Annotated in this window: 19 protein-coding genes; 4 read left to right on the top strand and 15 right to left on the bottom strand. The window is 57.1% G+C overall.

Annotated features, from left to right (window positions below; all coding sequences use genetic code 11):
* Window positions 1–7: 7 nt before the first annotated feature.
* The 3 genes from ACM5QY_RS04100 to ACM5QY_RS04090 all read right to left on the bottom strand — a co-directional run bounded on the left by ACM5QY_RS04100 (window position 8) and on the right by ACM5QY_RS04090 (window position 3,055).
* Window positions 8–604, bottom strand: a complete 597-nt coding sequence (locus tag ACM5QY_RS04100; RefSeq protein WP_416119336.1) for a DJ-1/PfpI family protein — start codon at window positions 602–604, stop codon at window positions 8–10.
* 82 nt (window positions 605–686) lie between these two features.
* Complete coding sequence (idnD, locus tag ACM5QY_RS04095; protein ID WP_416119334.1) at window positions 687–1,718, bottom strand: L-idonate 5-dehydrogenase; 1,032 nt, start codon at window positions 1,716–1,718, stop codon at window positions 687–689.
* A gap of 134 nt (window positions 1,719–1,852) precedes the next feature.
* The gene (locus ACM5QY_RS04090; protein ID WP_416119333.1) at window positions 1,853–3,055 is read right to left on the bottom strand and encodes a benzoate/H(+) symporter BenE family transporter; all 1,203 of its coding nucleotides are present in this window, start codon (window positions 3,053–3,055) and stop codon (window positions 1,853–1,855) included.
* 139 nt (window positions 3,056–3,194) lie between these two features.
* Here ACM5QY_RS04090 and ACM5QY_RS04085 point away from each other — a divergent pair, with 139 nt between their 5' ends.
* Window positions 3,195–3,761: a helix-turn-helix domain-containing protein gene (locus ACM5QY_RS04085; RefSeq protein ID WP_416119332.1), complete on the top strand. Its 567-nt coding sequence runs from the start codon at window positions 3,195–3,197 to the stop codon at window positions 3,759–3,761.
* 28 nt (window positions 3,762–3,789) lie between these two features.
* Entirely contained in the window at window positions 3,790–4,242 is a 453-nt protein-coding gene (locus tag ACM5QY_RS04080) for a GNAT family N-acetyltransferase (protein WP_416119331.1), read from the top strand.
* Here the strand turns inward: ACM5QY_RS04080 and ACM5QY_RS04075 are convergent.
* Together ACM5QY_RS04075 and ACM5QY_RS04070 are read right to left on the bottom strand one after the other, a co-directional pair.
* The gene (locus ACM5QY_RS04075) at window positions 4,239–4,691 is read right to left on the bottom strand and encodes a GNAT family N-acetyltransferase (protein WP_416119330.1); all 453 of its coding nucleotides are present in this window, start codon (window positions 4,689–4,691) and stop codon (window positions 4,239–4,241) included. The two genes, ACM5QY_RS04080 and ACM5QY_RS04075, sit on opposite strands and share 4 nt — an antisense overlap.
* A 32-nt stretch (window positions 4,692–4,723) precedes the next feature.
* Window positions 4,724–5,263, bottom strand: a complete 540-nt coding sequence (locus tag ACM5QY_RS04070) for a hypothetical protein (protein ID WP_416119329.1) — start codon at window positions 5,261–5,263, stop codon at window positions 4,724–4,726.
* Window positions 5,264–5,523: 260 nt separating this feature from the next.
* On the opposite strand from ACM5QY_RS04070, the gene yfcF reads away from it, so the two are divergent.
* The gene (yfcF, locus tag ACM5QY_RS04065) at window positions 5,524–6,156 is read left to right on the top strand and encodes a glutathione transferase (RefSeq protein WP_416119328.1); all 633 of its coding nucleotides are present in this window, start codon (window positions 5,524–5,526) and stop codon (window positions 6,154–6,156) included.
* A gap of 43 nt (window positions 6,157–6,199) precedes the next feature.
* On the opposite strand, the gene ACM5QY_RS04060 is transcribed toward yfcF, so the two are convergent.
* Together ACM5QY_RS04060 and bhsA are read right to left on the bottom strand one after the other, a co-directional pair.
* A complete protein-coding gene (locus ACM5QY_RS04060; RefSeq protein ID WP_416119327.1) occupies window positions 6,200–6,646 on the bottom strand; it encodes a GNAT family N-acetyltransferase in 447 nt (148 codons plus the stop codon).
* A 145-nt stretch (window positions 6,647–6,791) separates the two neighbouring features.
* Window positions 6,792–7,049: a multiple stress resistance protein BhsA gene (bhsA, locus tag ACM5QY_RS04055; protein ID WP_416119325.1), complete on the bottom strand. Its 258-nt coding sequence runs from the start codon at window positions 7,047–7,049 to the stop codon at window positions 6,792–6,794.
* Between the two features lie 405 nt (window positions 7,050–7,454).
* Here bhsA and ACM5QY_RS04050 point away from each other — a divergent pair, with 405 nt between their 5' ends.
* Window positions 7,455–7,703, top strand: a complete 249-nt coding sequence (locus ACM5QY_RS04050) for a GlsB/YeaQ/YmgE family stress response membrane protein (RefSeq protein WP_416119324.1) — start codon at window positions 7,455–7,457, stop codon at window positions 7,701–7,703.
* A 177-nt stretch (window positions 7,704–7,880) separates the two neighbouring features.
* On the opposite strand, the gene urtE is transcribed toward ACM5QY_RS04050, so the two are convergent.
* From urtE to atzF, 8 genes are all read right to left on the bottom strand, one after another.
* A complete protein-coding gene (urtE, locus tag ACM5QY_RS04045) occupies window positions 7,881–8,579 on the bottom strand; it encodes an urea ABC transporter ATP-binding subunit UrtE (protein WP_416119323.1) in 699 nt (232 codons plus the stop codon).
* Between the two features lie 24 nt (window positions 8,580–8,603).
* Complete coding sequence (urtD, locus tag ACM5QY_RS04040) at window positions 8,604–9,401, bottom strand: urea ABC transporter ATP-binding protein UrtD (RefSeq protein ID WP_416119322.1); 798 nt, start codon at window positions 9,399–9,401, stop codon at window positions 8,604–8,606.
* Window positions 9,401–10,474 (bottom strand): urea ABC transporter permease subunit UrtC, encoded by a 1,074-nt coding sequence (gene urtC / locus ACM5QY_RS04035; protein WP_416119321.1) that lies wholly within the window; start codon window positions 10,472–10,474, stop codon window positions 9,401–9,403. Before urtC ends, urtD begins: the two co-directional genes overlap by 1 nt.
* Window positions 10,474–12,042 (bottom strand): urea ABC transporter permease subunit UrtB, encoded by a 1,569-nt coding sequence (gene urtB, locus ACM5QY_RS04030; RefSeq protein ID WP_416119319.1) that lies wholly within the window; start codon window positions 12,040–12,042, stop codon window positions 10,474–10,476. Before urtB ends, urtC begins: the two co-directional genes overlap by 1 nt.
* Window positions 12,043–12,229: 187 nt before the next feature.
* Window positions 12,230–13,498 (bottom strand): urea ABC transporter substrate-binding protein, encoded by a 1,269-nt coding sequence (urtA, locus tag ACM5QY_RS04025; RefSeq protein ID WP_416119318.1) that lies wholly within the window; start codon window positions 13,496–13,498, stop codon window positions 12,230–12,232.
* Between the two features lie 75 nt (window positions 13,499–13,573).
* A complete protein-coding gene (locus ACM5QY_RS04020) occupies window positions 13,574–14,296 on the bottom strand; it encodes a GntR family transcriptional regulator (protein ID WP_416119317.1) in 723 nt (240 codons plus the stop codon).
* A gap of 47 nt (window positions 14,297–14,343) precedes the next feature.
* The gene (gene uca, locus ACM5QY_RS04015) at window positions 14,344–17,976 is read right to left on the bottom strand and encodes an urea carboxylase (RefSeq protein WP_416122811.1); all 3,633 of its coding nucleotides are present in this window, start codon (window positions 17,974–17,976) and stop codon (window positions 14,344–14,346) included.
* 12 nt (window positions 17,977–17,988) lie between these two features.
* Window positions 17,989–19,836, bottom strand: coding sequence for an allophanate hydrolase (gene atzF / locus ACM5QY_RS04010; RefSeq protein WP_416119316.1), 1,848 nt, complete (start codon window positions 19,834–19,836; stop codon window positions 17,989–17,991).
* Window positions 19,837–19,915 lie beyond the last annotated feature (79 nt).

Raw genomic sequence — 19,915 nt, 5'->3', positions numbered from 1 at the left:
ATGGCATTCAGATTTTCTGGTCAGCGCGCCAGTGGTGATAATCGATGTGTTCGGCCTGGAAATTGGTGGTTTGGGCGTCGCCGGTCAGGCGGTACGCCAGCTGGAACGCGAAATCAAATGCCAGCCCTAAGCCTTTGCCGCTGAGCAGATTGCCGTCTTCGACGAAAGACTGATTCACGTAAACACCGTCTTTGACGTCTTTGTATAAATCGCCGGAACAGACATAACGCCGTCCTTTCAGCAGGCCGTTGCCGCCCAGAACGCGCGCCGCTGCCGAGCACAGCGGGCAAATCAGCTTTCCGGCTTCGTCATGACGGCGGACAAATTCCACGACGTCTTTGCTGGCCGCCAGCGCCACCGAACCTTCCGGGCCGCCGGGCATCACCACCGCGTCATACAAACGGTCGCTCTGTGCGCTCAGCAATTCATTGGCGTGCATCTGAATGCCGTGGTAAGTGCGCAGCGTCAGGCTTTTCTGGCAGGCCAGCGTCGTCACCTGAATCTCCAGCCGCTCAAGAATATCGAGCACGATCACCGCTTCGCCTTCTTCAAATCCGTCCGCCAGCAGCAGGGCGACCTGCTTTTTCGCGTTGTCCTTCACCATAATGTAAATGTCCTCTGAGGATGAAAATCAGAGGACATCATAAAATGAAACGATGTTTTGATATTGTGAATCCGTCAGCAGACTAGAAAACCAGCTGAACTTTCGACGCTCTGGATTTATCCAGCGCAAACTCCAGCGCGTCCACCAGATCCTGTTGCGGGAATTCGGCGGAAAGCAGCGGCATCGGATCAACGGTTTTATTCGCCAGCCATTCCACCGCCGTGTTGAATTCCTCGGTGAAACGGAAGCTGCCGACCCAATTAATTTCTTTCGCAATCAGCATCATCAGCGGGAATTCATTGACCACCGGCCCCATGCCGACCTGCACCAGCGTACCGCGCGCACGGGTGACGTCCAGACAGCGGCGGATAGAAGAAGGGTGGCCGGAGGCGTCGAAAGACACGTCGAAAAAGCCCTTTTCGGCCTGATACGCGGAGAAATCACCCTGCGCGGCGTCGAGCGCCTGGCTGGCACCGACCGCCAGCGCCAGCGTACGGCAGCGTTCGCTCGGATCGGTTACCACAATGTCTGCGGCACCTTTGGCTTTAGCCGCCAGCACGATCAGGCAGCCAATCGGGCCGACGCCGGAAACAAACACCGTTTTGCCACGAATATCCCCGGCCTGATTCACTGCGTGGATGGCCACCGCCAGCGGTTCAGCAAAGACCATCAGCCGGTCGCTGACCTGATTGTCGTAAGGAATGCACTGGTCGCTGTCGACGATTTTATACTGCGTGAACGCGCCGTTGATGTGCGGGAAATACATCGCGCTGCCGAAGAATTTCATGGTGGTGCACTGGTTTTCATCGCCGGAAAGGCAGTATTTACAGGCTTTGCACGGCTTGCTCGGGTTCAGCGCGACTTTCTGACCCGGCTGCAAACGCGGGTTATCTGATTTTTCCACCACGCCGACTACTTCATGCCCGAGCACCATCGCTTCGCGGACTTTGAAATCGCCGACCTGACCGTGTTCGTAATAATGCAGATCAGAGCCGCAGATGCCGCCACGGGTTATTTTCACCAGCGTGCCCTGGCCCGTGTAGTCGAGGGTCTGGCCGATCACTGAGACGTCTTTTTTCCCGGTCACTACGCAGGATTGAGTGGCAATCGTCATGGAATTCTCGCTCTTTAAAGGGGGGCGTTTTTGGCCTGATGGCTCCCAGTAAAGAGCGTTTGGACGCCGGAAAATGTGATCACCGTCACTTTGTTTCGTGTTACGAAAACCTGTTACCCATAACTTGAACGGACTCAACCTTTCGCGGGCGGTTGCGCCTTGTTGCGCGCAGGAATACTCAGGATCAGGTGGGTCATCACGCCGCCGATTAAGCCCCAGAATGCCGAGCCGACGCCGAGTAAGGTCACGCCGGAGGCGGTGATCAGAAAAGTGATGATCGCCGCGTCGCGCTGACGTTCATTTTCCAGCGCACGGTATAAGCTCCCGGCAATGGTGCCGAGCAGCGCCAGCCCGGCGATGGTGTGGATAAGCGCGGGAGGCAGCGCGGTAAATACCATACCGATCGAACCGCCAAATACTCCGGCAATCAGATAGAAAATCCCGGCGGCGACGGCGGCCATATAGCGCTTTTTCGGATCAGGATGGATATCTTCGCCCATGCAGATTGCGGCGGTAATGGCGGCGATACAGATGGTAAAACCACCGAATGGCGCTAAAACTAACGCAGTCAGCGCCGTCCATGAAATCAGCGGTGAAACGGGCAGATGATAGCCGTGGGCTTTCAGCGTGGCGATACCCGGCGCGTTTTGTGACGCCATCGTCACCACGAAAAACGGAATGCCGATGCCGATAATGGAGGACCACGTAAAGTGCGGCATCACAAACGCCGGAACGGCGAACGTCATGGTCTGGCCGTGCAGCGAAATATCGCCCTGTAATCCGGCCACCATCAGTCCGGCGGCGAGGGCGAGCACTACGGCATAGCGTGGCAGGGCGCGTTTCGCCAGCAAATAAACAAGACACATGCTGCCCGCCAGCGCGAAATTACTGTGCAGAGAGGTAAAAGCATCCAGCCCGAAACGCAGTAAAATCCCGCCGAGCATGGCGGCTGAAAGCGCCTGCGGAATGTATTGCATCAGCCGGGCGAATAATCCGGTCACGCCGCACAGCAGGATCAGCCCGGTCGCAAACACAAAAACGCCAATCGCTTCATTGATTGTCGTGCCGTGCAGGCTGGTGACCAGCAGCGCGGCGCCCGGCGTCGACCACGCCGTGACCACCGGTGTGCGGTAATACAGCGACAGACCGATGCTCGTCATGCCCATTCCCAGCCCGAGCATACTCAGCCAGCCACCAATCTGCGCCACGCTGGCACCGGCGGCTTCGGCAGCCTGAAAGATGATCGCCGCAGAGCTGGTATATCCGACGAGAACGGCGACAAATCCGGCGATAACCGCCGAAAACGTCAAATCATGGAAGCTTATTCGCGATGGCATTGATGAAAATCCTTCTGGTTACCGGACGCGGGCGCTATGCTGTTGTGCGTTATAGCGCACGCCGTGGCGTTCAAGATATCACTGTGCGTTATAGCGTACAATTGCGATCATCAAATATCCGATTGCCAGAGGAGTCAGGATGCAGGATCTCACGCACCACATCGGCAGCCAGCTGAAAGCCGTGCGCAGCGAACGGGGCTGGAGCCTCAGCCAGACGGCAGAAAAAACCGGTGTCAGTAAAGCGATGCTCGGCCAGATTGAGCGGGGCGAATCCAGCCCGACGGTGGCGACGCTGTGGAAAATCGCCAGCGGGCTGAACGTCTCTTTCTCCGAGTTTCTCGAAACGCCGCCCGCGCAGTCTGCAGCGCTGCACCGTCATGGTTTGCTGACTACATTTAACAGCCACACGTCGGGAATGCGCGTCGTGCCGCTGTTTCCGTTTGATACCACGCTGCGGATGGACATGTTTGTTATCGATCTCGAACCCGGCGGATGCAGCGAATCTTCGCCGCACGAAGCGGGGGTCATTGAACATGTGATTGTGATTGAGGGCGAACTGACGCTGACGGTCGACGGCGTCACACGTACCCTCAGCGCCGGTGAAGCACTGCGTTTTGCCGCCGATTGCGCGCACGCTTACCGCAACAACAGCGAACATTCCGTGCGTTTCCACGACCTGATACATTATCCGCAGTCCCGCCCGTAACGATTTTATTTACCGAGGAGAATGACCGATGAGCCAGTCGCAAGATGTTGTTATCCGTTCATTAGCGCCCGCTGACCGTGAAAGCTGGGAGAATCTGTGGCGCGGTTATCTGGATTTTTACCAGTCAGAGCTGGATCCGGCGCAGTTTGATTTCACGTTCCGGAGGCTGTCAGACCCTGACTATGACGGGATGTTTGGCTATGTGGCGGAATATCAGGGGAGGTTGGTCGGGCTGGTGAATTGCCTGAATCACGATCACGGCTGGCACATGCAGCAGGTGGTGTATTTGCAGGATTTATACGTCGATGAGTCCGCACGCAAACTGGGCATCGGACAGAAACTGATTGAAGTGGTCTACGCACACGCCGACAAAAACGAAAAAGCCAACGTGTACTGGATGACGCAGACCACCAATTACACCGCGCGCAAACTGTATGACCGCGTGGGTAAAGCGACTAACTTTATGAAATACATACGTTAAAGCGGTTTGCGCATATTCATTTTTGTCGTGACATAACCCAGGCTGGCATAAAGTGCCTGCGCGCCGGGATTGCTGGCGAAAACGTTCAGTTCGATAGCCACGCTGCCCAGCTCGCGCAGGCGTTCTTCCATCAGCCGGAACGCCGCGATGGCATGTCCCTGACGGCGAAATTGCGGGTAAACCGTCAGTTCATACACGAAAGCGCTGCGCACGCCGTAGCGTTCAATATTGGCAAACCACAAATATCCCACGGTTTCGCCCGGTTCTTCCTGCCTGATTTCATACAAATAGTGATCCGGTGTTTCAACGCCCTGCGGCAGCGCGTTTTGTGTGGAGCTGCGCGCGCGTTCCAGCGCCGTATCCGGCAGCCACAGCCCGGCGGTCACATTCTCTTCGGCGTAATCTTTCGCCAGCCGTTCTGCAAATTCTTCATAAAATGCAGTGCTCATCGGTACTAAAACAGTCATCATTTCCCTCTGATTTATCGGGCACTTTCCGCCTTTTTATACGGCGTCACATAACATTCGCTGATGGTGGTGGAATGGCTTTCAACCTGAGTGATGATGTAGCCTTTCTCGGTCAGCGCCACCGAGCTGTACGGCGTTTCGTTGTGCTTATCGGAGATCACATCTTCGAACGACCGAATGATTTTGGCTTTCTCGCCAGCCCGCGCCGGATCATCCATCCCGTCGACCAGGATCATGGCCTGCTTAAACTGATTAGAGAATGACGTTTTCCCCATCTTGCTTTCAATCACCGCTTTGATGTTCACCGTGACATCGTTACCGAGCAAAAACAGCGTATTGCTCTGGTAAATCAGCACATTCTTACGTTTTGATACCACGAAGCCGTTCTCGATGACCTTCATTTTGTTGTTGTTGGCGTAGGTCACATCATCGAGGCAGATGGTTTTATCCCCGACCTTAAACTGGCTGAAACGCGCCTGGATTTCTTTCGGCGTAGACGCCGCCTGCGAGCACAACGGGACAAGCAACAAAAGCGATAAGAGCCATGACTTCATAGGATTTTCCCAAACAAGGTGCTGAGCCAGCCGATATAACAGCAGTATAGGGAGACACCGGCAGGATGCGAACGTTTATCTTTGCGGGGTAGTTTTTTACCGTTTTGGCTAAACTCGCCCCGGTCATTCAGGCGATAAGGGAATTCCTGCTTAGCTTCAGCGTGTACAAATCAGGGACAGAAAATCCGGTTTTTTAACGACATCCCCCTGATTCTGCGCTATGTTTTTTATCCTTTCGTTTTATTTTTCAGGAGTTCGCCATGAGCCAGCCTTCGCTGATTTTGTATTCCGATGCCGATTATTTCAGCCCTTACGTGATGTCCGCTTTCGTGGCGCTGACCGAAAAAGGCATTCCTTTTGAGCTGGAAACCGTCGATCTGGCGCAGGCGGATAACCTGAAAGAATCTTATTCGGCGATTTCGGTCACCCGTCGCGTACCGACATTAACCAACGGCACCTTTGTTCTGTCCGAATCGTCCGCGATTGATGAATACGTCGAAGCGCTTTTCCCTGCGCCGACGTTCCCGGCTATTTATCCGTCAGACCCGGAAAATCGCGCCAAAGCCCGTGAAGTTCAGGCATGGCTGCGCAGTGATCTGATGCCCATTCGCGCGGAGCGTCCGACGGAAATCGTGTTTGCCGGTGAGAAACGCCCGGCACTTTCCGCCAGCGGAGAGCAGGCTGCCGAAAAATTGTATGCGGCGGCAGAGCGTTTGCTGGGAGATAAAGAACATTTATTTGGCGAATGGAGTATTGCGGATGTGGATCTGGCGCTGATGCTCAACCGCCTGCGTCTGAACGGCGATACGATGCCGGAAAAACTGGCGGCTTACGCCGAAACGCAATGGCAGCGGGCATCAGTTTTAGAATGGTTAGCGTTATCTGCGAAATAATGACAGCGCGCAGCAGGAAGAAAATTCGTGCTGCGCGGAAAAGTCAGAGCAGTTTCTTCGTCAGAAAATAGCGGGTATGTGTTGACGGTGCATCTTCCGGCGCGCGCGAATCGGCGATGTAATCTTCCAGCGTCATCTGCGTCGCATAACCCATGCGCTCATAGAAAGGCCGCGCCTGAAAACTAAACGTATCGACCAGCGAATACCGGCAGCCGCGCGCCTGTGCTTCTTCTTCGGCCTCGCGGATCAGCTGCGTGCCCACATCTTTACCGCGTAACGACTCATCGACCCACAGCATCTGGATGTACATCCAATGGCCGATAGTTTCAGCCACAATCCCTGCTTGTTTAAGGCCGTTTTCATCTTCAACAAAAATCCCTAACTCGCGAAATTTCGGCTGCGGAATGAAGTTTCTGTTGAAACTGCGCAGACCGGCTTTGATTTCAGCGATATCGTCTTCGGTCGGGGCATGGCTGAGTCGGGTCTTCATGACATTTTTCCTTTTTCCTGGGGAAAAATGAGAATAGTCAATCACTCAGGAAGTTTCCAATCGTCAGAAAAACAAAAAGCCTGTGGAAGATGTGCTTCCACAGGCTTTTTAAGCGGGTTTATCGGGCTACCGTTTTGCGTGGCGATTATTTGTAGATTTCAGCGTCAGCGTGCAGTTTGTTATTACCGGTCACGGAGATGATGCGGTAAGAAGAAGCACCGGCTTCTTTAGCCTGCTGTGACAGTTTCGCTTCCAGGCCGCCGAGGGTGGTGGAGTTAGCGGCGGAAATCACACCGATTTTCTGCATGTCGCCTGAGGGCTGATTAATCTGCTGAGCCGCGAAGCTGCCGAAGGAAATCAGGGAAAGGGTTGCAGCTACAGCAAAAATTTTGACGTTTTTCATGATATGTATTCCATTCAGGTTTGTGTGAGTGAAAGGTGTTTGCCTTTCGATGGATGCATAATAGGCCTGACAGCGGCGGATGAAAAACGGATTGATTTGAGTATCTCATTCAAAAAATTTGGTCTACTTTTTACGCAATTTTACGTCCAGATGCGGGTGCCTGACGAAACCGCATTCGTGCTGACACAGCCTGAAACAGCCTTAGATTTCTCTGCGTTTCTTCCCTTCCTGCTGATTTTGGGCGGTTTTGTGCAAACAGTGCTAGACTTTAGATGTAGTGCAAGAAGAGGGCTGTTTGTGTGGAAAACGCATCCGGCTCGCAGAACCTGAGTTGTTCTGCTTTTGTTTGGCTGACTTTGCTGAACAATATTCACGGTAACGGAAATTCATTCGGAGGAGTCGAAAATGGGAATTTTATCCTGGATTATTTTTGGTCTGATCGCCGGTATTCTGGCTAAGTGGATCATGCCGGGCAAAGACGGCGGCGGGTTTATTCTGACCGTGGTTCTGGGTGTTGTCGGTGCCGTTATCGGGGGGTACATCAGTACTTTCTTCGGCTTTGGCCGCGTAGACGGATTCAACTTCGGCAGCTTCGTTGTCGCCGTGATCGGTGCGTTGGTGGTTCTGTTTATCTACCGTAAAATCAGGAGCTAATGGTTTTCCATTACGCCTGAAAGCAAAAGCCGCGCTGAGTCGCGGCTTTTTTGTTTCTGTTATTCCTGCGGTGTGCTCTGGTATTCCACATCAGGCTCAGGCAAACGCTGGCGCATGATATTGGCGGGTGAACGGCTTTGATGCATAACGGCCACTAAAACAAGGGTTCTCAAACCCTTAAATTGCCACCAGCCCGCGCACGCCGTCCGCTTCCATATCTTCCCCGCGTCCGCGTTTCACGATACTGCCGCGCGACATCACCAGATAGCTGTCGGCGAGTTCGGCGGCGAAATCGTAGAATTGTTCGACCAGCAGGATCGCCATGTCGCCTTTGGCGGCGAGCTGTTTGATCACCGCGCCGATTTCTTTGATGACGGAAGGCTGAATGCCTTCGGTGGGTTCATCGAGGATCAGCAGGCCGGGTTTGCAGGCTAACGCCCGGCCAATCGCCAGCTGTTGTTGCTGGCCGCCGGACAAATCACCGCCGCGCCGGTGCTTCATTTCCAGCAGGATCGGGAACAGATGATAGATTTCGTCGGGCACCTGTTTTGCGGCGCTGCCGGAAAAACGCGAAAGTCCCATCAGCAGATTTTCCTCTACCGTCAGGCGCGGAAAAATTTCGCGTCCCTGCGGGACATAAGCAATGCCCGCCTGCACCCGCTGGTGCGGTTTGCGGGAATTGATAATCTTATCCTGCCAGCTGATGGTGCCGGATTTTGCCGGGATCAGCCCCATCAGGCATTTCAGTAGCGTCGTTTTGCCCACGCCGTTGCGGCCCAACAGACAGGTGACTTCGCCGATTTTTGCGTCAAAGGAGAGGCCGCGCAGAATGTGGCTACCGCCGTAAAACTGATTCAGTTCATTCACTTCCAGCATGCGTGTTTTTCCTCGAAAAAAGCCTCAGCGCCCTAAATAAACGTCGATAACCTGCTCGTTGGCCTGCACATCGCGCAGCGAGCCTTCGGCCAGTACCTGCCCCTGATGCAGCACGGTGACGTGATCGGCGATGGTTTCCACAAACCCCATGTCGTGTTCGACCACCATCAGCGAATGTTTGCCCGCCAGCTGTTTGAACAGCTCAGCGGTGTATTCGGTTTCGGCGTCAGTCATGCCCGCCGCCGGTTCATCGAGCAGCAGCAAATGCGGCTCCTGCACCAGCAACATGCCGATCTCCAGAAACTGTTTCTGGCCGTGGGACAGCAATCCCGCCGGGCGATGGCGTTCCGCCGTGAGGCGCAGCGTGCCGAGCATTTCATCGATGCGGTCGCGCTGCTCGCTGTTCATTTTGGCGCGCAGACACGCCCACACCGATTTATTGGTTTTCTGCGCAATTTCCAGATTTTCAAATACTGTCAGCGCTTCGAATACCGTCGGTTTCTGGAATTTACGGCCAATGCCGGACTGCGCGATGCGTACCGGGTCGAGCTTCGTGAGATCGGTTCGCTGGTCGTAAAAAACGCGTCCGCTTTGCGGTTTGGTTTTGCCGGTGATCACATCCATCAGCGTGGTTTTCCCTGCGCCGTTCGGGCCAATCACGCAGCGCAACTCACCGACGCCGATGTTCAGCGACAAATTGGTCAGCGCTTTAAAACCGTCAAAGCTGACGTTGATGTTCTCCAGCTGCAAAATAGGATCGGTCTGTTCGCGGTGTTTATCCGCCCGCTGCGGCTGGGTAAACAAGTCTCCGGCCATGGTCATCAGGATTTCCTTTTGCGCAGCAGGCCGATCACGCCTTGCGGCAGGAACAGCGTCACCAGAATGAACATGCCGCCAAGAACAAATTGCCAGTATTCGGGGATAGCGACGGTGAACCAGCTTTTCGCGCCGTTGACGATGCCCGCGCCAATAATCGGGCCGATCAGCGTGCCGCGCCCGCCGAGCGCCACCCAGATGGCGGCTTCGATGGAGTTGGTTGGCGACATTTCGCTGGGGTTGATGATGCCGACCTGCGGCACGTACAGCGCCCCCGCCAGCCCGCACAGCATGGCGGAAACCGTCCAGACGAACAGTTTGAAACCTTTCGGATCGTAGCCGCAGAAAATCAGGCGGTTTTCGGCGTCGCGCACGGCGGTCAGCACGCGGCCATATTTACTGCGTGCCAGCGCGAAGCCGAGCGCCAGACTGAAGACCAGCACCAAAACGGTCATCAAAAATAATCCGACGCGGGTACCGGTCGCGGTGACCTGAAAGCCGAGCAGGGTGGTGAAACCGGTGAAGCCGTTGTTGCCGCCAAAACCGGTTTCATTGCGGAAAAACAGCAACATACCGGCGTAAGTCAGCGCCTGTGTCATGATCGAAAAATAGACGCCTTTGATTTTTGAGCGGAAGGCGAAGTAGCCGAATACAAACGCCAGCGCGCCGGGCACCAGAACGATCAGGCATAACGCCCAGGCGAAATGCTGTGTTCCGGCCCAGAACCACGGCAGTTCAGTCCACGACAGAAATGACATGAAATCCGGCAGGCCGCTGCCCGCCGCCTGACGCATCAGGTACATGCCCATTGCGTAACCGCCGAGCGCGAAGAACAGGCCGTGGCCGAGCGACAGCAAACCGGCGTAGCCCCAGACCAGATCCAGCGCGACCGCCACAATGGCGTAGCACAGGATTTTACCGATCAGCGTCAGCGTGTAAGTGGAAATCGCCAGCGGGCTGTCTGCCGGAAGCAGCGCCAGAAACGGCAGGATAATCAGAGCAATCAGCCCCAGCGTGCCCACGGAAATCGCAAGTTTTGGCGCTTTTTGTACGCCGGTAAGGGTTAACGGTTGGCTCATCAGTCAATCACCCTGCCTTTGAAGGCGAAGAGTCCCTGAGGACGTTTCTGGATAAACAGAATAATCAGCGCGAGGATCAGGATTTTGCCCAGCACGGCACCGATTTCCGGCTCAAGAATTTTGTTCACGATGCCCAGACCAAAGGCCGCGACGACGGTTCCCGCCAGCTGGCCGACGCCGCCGAGCACGACCACCAGGAATGAATCGATGATGTAACCCTGCCCGAGTTCCGGGCCGACGTTGCTGAGTTGCGACAGCGCCACGCCGCCCAGCCCGGCGATGCCGGAACCGAGGCCGAACGCCAGCATATCCACGCGACCGGTCGGCACGCCGCAACAGGCGGCCATCGCGCGGTTTTGTGTCACCGCGCGCACGTTCATGCCGAGCCGCGTTTTATTGAGCAACAGCCAGGTCAGGCCAAGCACCAGCAGCACAAAAATGATGACGGCGATACGGTTGTACGGCAGTACCAGATTCGGCAATAACTGAATGCCGCCGGAGAGCCAGCCGGGGTTGGCGACTTCGACGTTCTGCGCGCCAAACAGCACGCGCACGCCCTGAATCAGAATCAGGCTGATGCCCCAGGTTGCCAGCAATGTTTCCAGCGGGCGGCCATATAAATGGCGGATCACCGTGCGTTCGAGCGCCATGCCGATCCCGGCGGTAATGAAAAACGCCACCGGCAGCGCGACCAGCGGGTAGATCGCCAGCAGGCCCGGTGCGTAATGTTGAAACAGCGACTGCACCAGGTACGTCGAGTACGAACCGAGCATCAGCATTTCGCCGTGCGCCATGTTGATTACGCCCAGCAGGCCGTAAGTGATCGCCAGTCCGAGCGCGGCGAGCAGTAAAATCGAGCCGAGCGATAAACCGGTAAATGCCTGTCCGAGCAAATCGCCAATCAGCAGGCGGTGCTGAACGGCTTTCAGGCTGATGTCTGCCGCTGCGCGCACGGTGGCGTCGGCTTCGGTTTTCGGATCGGTCAGGCTTTGCAGGCGGCCCTGCGTGTCCGGGTCGCCGGATGTTCCGAGCAGCTCCACGGCTTTTAAGCGCACCTGCGGATTAGTGTCGCTCAGCTGTAAATTCGCCAGCGCGATAGCCAGCGCATCGTGAACCGCGCTGTCTTTTTCCGCGTCGAGACGACGGGTCAGCAGCGACAACTGGTCGGCCTGCGCGTCGCGCTGTAAGGATTTTGCGGCCTGTAAACGCACGGCGCTGTCGGTGCTGACCAGGCGGTGCGCGGATAATGCATTGGCAATCAGAATGCGCAGACGGTTGTTCAGCCACACTTTTTTAGTGTCGCCCTGCGGTTTGGCGTCGCCGTCGAGCGGCGTCAGCTGATCGCCGTTTTGCATGAACGCGTGTTTAGATTCGTCGATGACGACATTTTCCTGCTTCAGCGCCTCGAGCAGCGGCAATCTTTCCGGCTGCGGATCCGCTGCCCATAGTTGTAATAAGTCGGCTTGCTGGCTGCGGCTGGCGGCAGCAAAGTCATTCGCCGCCCCGGCCTGCGCCAGCAACGGCAGGCAGAAAAGCAGGAAAAGCAGTGGCCTGATGAGGATTCTCATAATGTTCTCGCCGCAAAAAGTTGATGCTGATTTGCTCCTCCCCCTGCGAAGGGGGAGGTTGGGAGGGGGTTTAGCAGGCAACTCAAGATTCAACGTTGCCATTAATACCCCACCCCAACCCTCCCCTTCGCAGGGGAGGGAGCTGACCGGTTTATCCTTCAACCCCCTTCGCTGGGGGAGGTGCTTATTAGTTCGTCGTTTTCACCGGGGTATCAGGCTTTTTGTCATTGCCCGCAATGTACGGACTCCACGGCTGGGCGCGGATGGGTTTGTCGGTCTGCCAGACCACGTTGAACTGACCGTTCGATTCGATTTCGCCGATCATCACTGGTTTGTGCAGGTGGTGGTTAGTGGCATCCATGGTCAGCGTGAAGCCGGACGGCGCAGCGAAGGTCTGTCCGGCCATGGCGGCGCGGACTTTATCCACATCCGTCGTCCCGGCTTTTTCAACCGCCTGCGCCCACATATGGATGCCGACATAAGTCGCTTCCATCGGGTCGTTGGTCACAGCTGAGTCGGCGTTTGGCAGTTTGTGAGCCTTGGCGTACGCTTTCCATTCGGCCACGAATTTCTTGTTCGTCGGGTTATCCACGGACTGGAAGTAGTTCCACGCCGCGAGGTCGCCGACCAGCGGTTTGGTGTCGATGCCGCGCAGTTCTTCTTCGCCGACGGAGAACGCCACCACCGGCACATCGGTCGCTTTCACGCCCTGGTTCGCCAGCTCTTTGTAGAACGGCACGTTGGAATCCCCATTGATGGTGGAGATCACCGCAGTTTTGCCGCCTGCGGAGAATTTCTTAATGTTGGACACAATGGTCTGATAATCGCTGTAACCGAACGGCGTATAGACTTCTTCGATATCGCTGTCTTTCACGCCTTTAGAATGAAGGAAGGCACGCAGGATTTTGTTGGTGGTGCGCGGATACACATAGTCCGTGCCGAGCAGGAAGAAGCGTTTGGCTGCGCCGCCGTCTTCGCTCATCAGATATTCCACCGCCGGAATCGCCTGCTGGTTAGGCGCCGCGCCGGTGTAAAACACGTTTGGTGACATCTCTTCGCCTTCGTACTGCACCGGATAGAACAGCAGGCCGTTCAGCTCTTCGAACACCGGCAGCACCGATTTACGCGACACTGACGTCCAGCAGCCAAACACCACGGCGACTTTATCCTGCGTCAGTAACTGGCGGGCTTTTTCAGCGAACAGCGGCCAGTTGGACGCCGGATCGACTACCACGGGTTCCAGCTTTTTGCCCAGTACGCCGCCTTTGGCGTTGATGTCATCAATGGTCATCAGCGCCACGTCTTTCAGCGGCGTTTCGGAGATGGCCATGGTGCCGGAAAGGGAATGCATAATGCCGACTTTTATGGTGTCGGCAGCCTGCGCGCTCCAGGCTAATCCCATGCTGACTACGGTGGCGGACAGAGCAAAGGCTTTAATAAAACGTCGACGTTGCATAGATGTACCCTCTGTAAAAAACGCTGTGATTAAAGAGAACGCTGGACTGTCTTAAGTCGAAAAAAGATAAAAAAGTCATGACGGGTTGCCCTCGTCATTCTCCGCCCTGGCCCGGTGCAACATATGCAGGGTAATTTTGCGCACCTCGGCTTTGCTGACGGCAATGTGGTCATGTAACTGGCGTTGCGCCTCCCCGGTTTGTTGTTGAATGATGGCGAGCAAAATGCTCGCGTGTTCCTTGTACGTCGCGTTAACGCGCTCGTCTTTGGTGAAATCCAGACGGCGGATAATGCGGATTTTCTCCGTCAGTTCGCGGTGGATGCGGGCCATTTCGGCGTTACCGGCCGCCGCCACCAGCGTCATGTGAAACTCTTCGTCGTAACGTGAAACCACCTGACCCTCTTCGAGCCGGGGCTCGTCAATCCAGAACGCTTTCAGTTCGGCCAGTTGCAGCGGTTGTGCCTCAGGTGGCAGGGCGCACAGGCGTTTCACCGCTTCCAGTTCCAGCACAATGCGCAGGTCATAAAGCTGTTCGAAAAAGTCGAAATCGAACGGACGCACCTGCCAGCCGCTGCGGAAAAACACTTCGACATAGCCTTCGCGCTCCAGCCAGAACAGCGCCTGACGAACCGGTGTACGGCTGACTTCCATACGATCGGCGATGTCGTTTTCGCTGAACTTGTCGCCCGGCAGCAGGCGGAAACTGAAAATGTCATCTTTGAGTTGCTGGTAAATCCGTTCCGCCAGCCCTTCCGGCCGGTTTTTGCTGCGTGAAGATTTAGAGCCCGTCAGTTGCATAAAATATTCCCTGAATTTTTGAGCCGCTTTGCGCGGCCAGAACGGCGTTAAACGGCTGCGTCCAGCCACAACAAGGCATCGCCCGGCCCGACCGGACGGCCCTGCTGGCAACTGATTTTCAACACCGTACCGGCGCACGGCGCGTTGACGGACAGCTCCATTTTCATGGCCTCGACGACAATCAGCGGCTGGCCTTCTTCGACCTGCTGACCCGGCTCCACCAGAATTTTCCAGACGTTGCCGTTGAGATCGGCGCTGACTAACTGCCCGTCCTGAACCGCCTCGTCCTCCACTAACTGCACGGCATTGGCGGCGGCTTCCACGGCGGTGCTTTCCGCTTCATGCCAGTGCGCCACTTCACGGGTGAATGCCTCGGCCTGCTGGGTGCGGAATTGCGCAATATCGGCGGCGTTGTCGGCAAGGAATTGGGTATATTGCGCAAAATCGAACTCGGTTTCTTCGATGCGAACCTGCGCTCGGCCTTCGCGGAAAGCGTCGCGCTCAATATCCAGCTCGGCTTCGCTGACTTCATAGAAACGCACCTGATCGAAGAAATGCAGGAGCCACGGTTCACCGTTCTGGAACTGTTCGTTTTTCAGGAATTTGTTCCAGATAGGCAACGTGCGGCCGACCAGCTGATAACCACCCGGCGAATCCATGCCATAAATGCACATGTACATGCCGCCGATGCCGACCGTGCCTTCAGCGGTGAACGTGCGCGCCGGGTTGTATTTGGAACTGAGCAGGCGATGGCGCGGATCGACCGGCACCGCACAAGGCGCGCCGAGATACACATCGCCCAGCCCGAGGATCAGATAGCTGGCGTCGAAGAGTATTTTTTTCACCTCTTCGCGGCTGGCCAGCCCGTTGGTGCGCTGGATGAAATCCACGTTATTGGGCAGCCACGGCGCGTCGGCGCGCACGGTTTGCTGATAGCGTTCAACCGCGCCGAGTGTGGCGGAATCTTCAAACGCCATCGGCATATGCACGATGCGGGTCGGGATTTTAAGCTGGCTGACGTCCGCCAGATTGTGCTCGAGCGCCAGTAAATGCCGGAGCAGCGCGGTCTGGTGCAGCACGCGGCTGTCGAAGCGGATTTGCAGCGAACGCACGCCCGGCGACAGCTCTTCGATGCCTGCCTGACCGGCCGCGCTGATGGCATTCATCAGCAGATAAATGCGCATACGCACCGCCAGATCCAGCACGTTATCGCCGTACTCAATCAGCACGTAGCCATCGCCCGCCTGACGGTATTCCACCGAAGGGCGTTCTGCTGTGGCCGGTAAGGATGCGAGAACCGTGGCGGAAACCGTGGTGTCCGGCAGCAGCGACGGCACCGGCAGCGCCATGGCATTGACGGGCATCAGCGCATCTATCGTGCTTTGCTGCGCCCGTTCCAGCGCCAGCGCCTGTTCAAAACTGATCGGATGGAAACGGATTTTATCGCCCGGTTTGACCTGGCCGACTTTCCACAGCTCAGCTTTGGCGATGGTCACCGGGCAGACGAAACCGCCGAGGCTTGGCCCGTCACGGGTCAGAATGACCGGGAAATCGCCGGTGAAGTTGATTGCACCGATGGCGTATTCGCAGTCATGCACGTTAGACGGGTGCAGACCGGCTTCGCCGCCATCCTGCCGCGCCCATTGCGGTTTCGGGCCGACCAGCCGCACGCCGAGGCGGTTGGAGTTGTAATGCACCTGCCATTCGGATTCGAAGAACGTCTCAATAGATTCCTGTGTGAAGAAATCCGGCGCGCCGTGCGGGCCATAAAGCACGCCAATGTTCCAGAGTTCGCCGTAATGCTGAACGATATTGGCCGCAGCGGCTTGGGGTAAATCCACCGGCGCGGGCGTGGTGCAGGCGGCAAGTTCCGGCTGCGAAACGGTCAGCATATCCGCGACACGCAGCGTGCGGCCTGCGTGACCGCCGAACTGCCCGAGCGCAAAGGTTGAGCGGCTGCCAAGATAAACCGGTACGTCGAAACCGTTACGCACCGCCAGATAGGTACGGCAGCCCTGCGTGGCGCGGCCCAGCGTCAGTGTCTGACCAGCTTTCACCGGCACCGGCTGCCAGTAAGCGACACTTTCGCCGTCGAGATCGGCCGGGCAGCATGCGCCGGTCAGCGCGATAATCGCGTCACAATGAAAACGCAGCACCGGCCCCTGAAGCGTGAATTCCAGCCCGGCGGCGTCGAGATGATTGCCGACAATGCGGTTGGCGAGGCGGAACGCAAAATCGTCCATCGGCCCGGACGGCGGCACGCCGATATCCCAGTAACCCAGACGCCCCGGATAATCCTGCACGCTGCTGTACGTGCCGGGCGCGATCACTTCGATGGCGTTTGGCGCGTAGACAAAACTGTCGAGCATCCGCGTCCACATTTCGCCCTCGCGGAACACCGGCGTGGCGACGACCTGACGCAGGTAATCAATATTGGTGGCGATGCCGTGCAGACGGGTGGCGGCCAGCGCGGCAGACATTTTTGCCAGCGCGTCCTGACGATCTTTGCCGTGAACAATCAGCTTGGCGATCATCGGGTCATAAAACGCCGACACTTCGCTGCCGGTTGAAACCCAGCCATCAACACGAACGTCTGGCGGGAAAAATACTTCGGTCAGCACGCCGGGGCTTGGCTGGAAGTTTTTCAGCGGATCTTCGGCATAAATTCGTACTTCCATCGACGCGCCCTGCGGGGCTTTTTCCATCGCAGGCCAGTTGAGCGGTTCGTCTGCGGCCACTTGCAACATACATTCGATTAAATCCAGCCCGGTGACACTTTCGGTGACCGGATGCTCGACCTGCAAACGGGTATTCACTTCGAGGAAATAAAATTCGTCGCGCGCGGCGTCATAAATAAATTCGACCGTTCCGGCGCTGCGGTAATTCACCGATTCGCCGAGCTGTACGGCGGCGCGATGCAATGCTTCGCGACTGGCCTGCGGCAGGTTGGGTGCGGGCGTTTCCTCCACGACTTTCTGATTACGGCGCTGCAACGAGCAGTCACGCTCGCCGAGTGCCACTACGCGGCCTTTACCGTCGCCAAAAATCTGCACTTCAACATGCCGGGCGCGATCGACAAAGCGTTCGATGAAAACGCCCGCGTCACGGAAAAATTGTTCGCCGAGGCGCTTCACGCTGTCCCACGCGGCGCGCAACGCATCTTCGTCGTCGCAGCGCGTCAGGCCAATGCCACCGCCGCCTGCGGTACTTTTCAGCATAACCGGATAACCGATTTCGGCAGCGGCGGTGACCGCATGGTCAATGCTGTCGAGCAAACCGGTGCCCGGCGTCATCGGCACATTGGCGGCACCGGCTAATTCACGGGCGCGGTGCTTGAGGCCAAACTCGCGGATTTGCGCGGCGGTCGGGCCGATAAACGCGATGCCCGCGGCTTCACAGGCGTCGGCAAACTCTGCGCTTTCGGATAAAAATCCGTAGCCGGGATAAATCGCCTGCGCGCCGGTTTCTTTCGCGGCGGCCAGAATTTTGTCGATCATCAGGTAGCTTTCGCTGGCCTTTTCGCCGCCGAGCGCGATGGCGATATCGGCATCCGTGACGTGCGGCGCGTTGCGGTCGGCGTCGGAATACACGGCAACGGGGGCGATGCCCAGACGTTTCAGCGTGCGGATCGCGCGGCAGGCAATTTCGCCACGGTTGGCGATCAGAACTTTAGTAAACATCATCGTGGCTCCTCAGCGTTTTACCGGTGAATTGAGGCTCTGGATGTAATTTCTCCAGCCGCCAAAATGGGTGATGTCGGTGGCGTCAGGAATGGCCCACGGCTCGCAGATAAAGCCTTTCACCGTGCGGCCGTCGGCCAGTTCGAGCGAACCTATGCCCAGCGGCGCCGGGATTTCCGCGACGAACTCCCCGAAGCGTGCCAGCGGGATATCCCACAGCTCGACGATAATCGCGCTGCCGCCTTCCGCCCTGACCAGCCCCGGTTTCGGCGGTGTAGTATTGGCGAGCGCATACAGCTTATAAGTGGCGGCGGTGGTGGTTTGCTCTGCGCGAACCGCATTACGGCGGGTGAGCTGAAAATTGAGCGGCATGCCGGTCAGGTGCGCACCGACCACGGCGACGCGCACCCACGCCGGGCTGAGCGGCACGGAAACCATGAATTCTTCCTGTTTTACCGTCAGGCCGGTGGCACCGAGCGGCAGATTCAGGCTGCGCTGCCACTGACGGCCAAAACTGGCGAGCGCATCGTCGTGCCAGGCGGGGGCGATCAGCGTGATCCCGGCAGGCAGGCCGTCGGCGCGCATTCCGGCAGGCAGCGCCAGCGCAGATAAATCCGCCAGATTGGTGAAGTTGGTGTAAATCCCGAACTGCGAGTTGTAGAGCACCGGCTCCTGCGCCATCTCTTCCAGCGTGCGGATGGTCGGCGAGGTCGGCACAACCAGCGCATCAAACCCTTCCAGCGCCAGATTGATTTTGCGTGCCAGTTCCGCCCGCAGATATTCCGCCCGCCAGGCATCGCAGGCGGTGTAATTCAGGCCGCTGGCGACAATGCCGCGCACCACCGGATCCATCGCTTCCGGGCTTTCCTCAAAAATTGCCCCGACGGCCACCGTACGTTCCGCTACCCACGCGCCGTAATACAGCTGCTCGGCCAGTTCGCGGAAGGGCGTGAAATCAATCGTTTCCAGCGTCACGCCGTGATGGCGCAGACGTTCAAGCGCCTCGCTGAACGCGGCTTCGGCCAGTGCATCGCCAAAGAATTCCAGACGATCGGGCACCGCAATACGCGGCTGAACCGGCAGCGAGAACGGCGCGGTGTACGGATTTTTGCGCGAATACGCATCGGCGGCGTCAAACCCGCCCGCAGCGTGCGCCACGGCCTGCGCATCGGCGACGGTCAGGGCAAAAATAGACACGGTGTCATTGAGACGGCAGGCTGGCACCACGCCGGTGTTCGACAGCCAGCCTTTGGTGGGTTTCAGACCAACGATATTGTTGAAACCGGCGGGCACACGGCCGGAACCGGCGGTGTCCGTGCCCAGCGAAAATGCCACCAGACCGCGCGCCAGAACCGACGCGGAGCCGGAGCTGGAACCGCCGCTGACGTATTGCGGGTTAAAGGTGTTTCGCACCGCGCCAAACGGTGAACGCGTGCCGACCAGGCCGGTCGCAAACTGATCGAGATTGGTTTTGCCAATGACGATTGCGCCTTTGGCTTTCAGATGGGCGACGACGGTGGCGTCTGCTTCGGCGGTATAGGTAAAGGCGGGGCAGGCGGCGGTGGTTGGCCAGCCCGCGATATCAATATTGTCTTTTACGGCGAACGGCACGCCAAACAGCGGCAGGGAGGTAAGTGATCCGCCGGCCTGACTGCGCAGGGTTTCCAGACGGGTGATCTGGGCTTCAAGCTGCTCCGCCGTAGCGAGATAAAGCCAGGCATTATCGGCTTTACTCAGGCTGCCCAAAACCAGAGAAAGCGTCGTTCGCAGGCTGTCCGGCGCGGTGCGGTAATGCTGCTGCCATTCCCGCAGCGTAAAACCGCGATAAGGCGAGGTAACAGAGTCTGAAGTTGAAGCCATGTTTTGAATCCCATCTAGTACACAAGATTGAATTCATCTAAGCAAGGGCTGTGCCACATCATTATTTATTGATTTTAAA

Origin of the sequence: Rahnella sp. PCH160 (assembly GCF_047784855.1) — a bacterium.
Taxonomy (GTDB): Bacteria; Pseudomonadota; Gammaproteobacteria; order Enterobacterales; family Enterobacteriaceae; genus Rahnella.
This window is presented reverse-complemented; position numbering and strand designations above follow the sequence as displayed.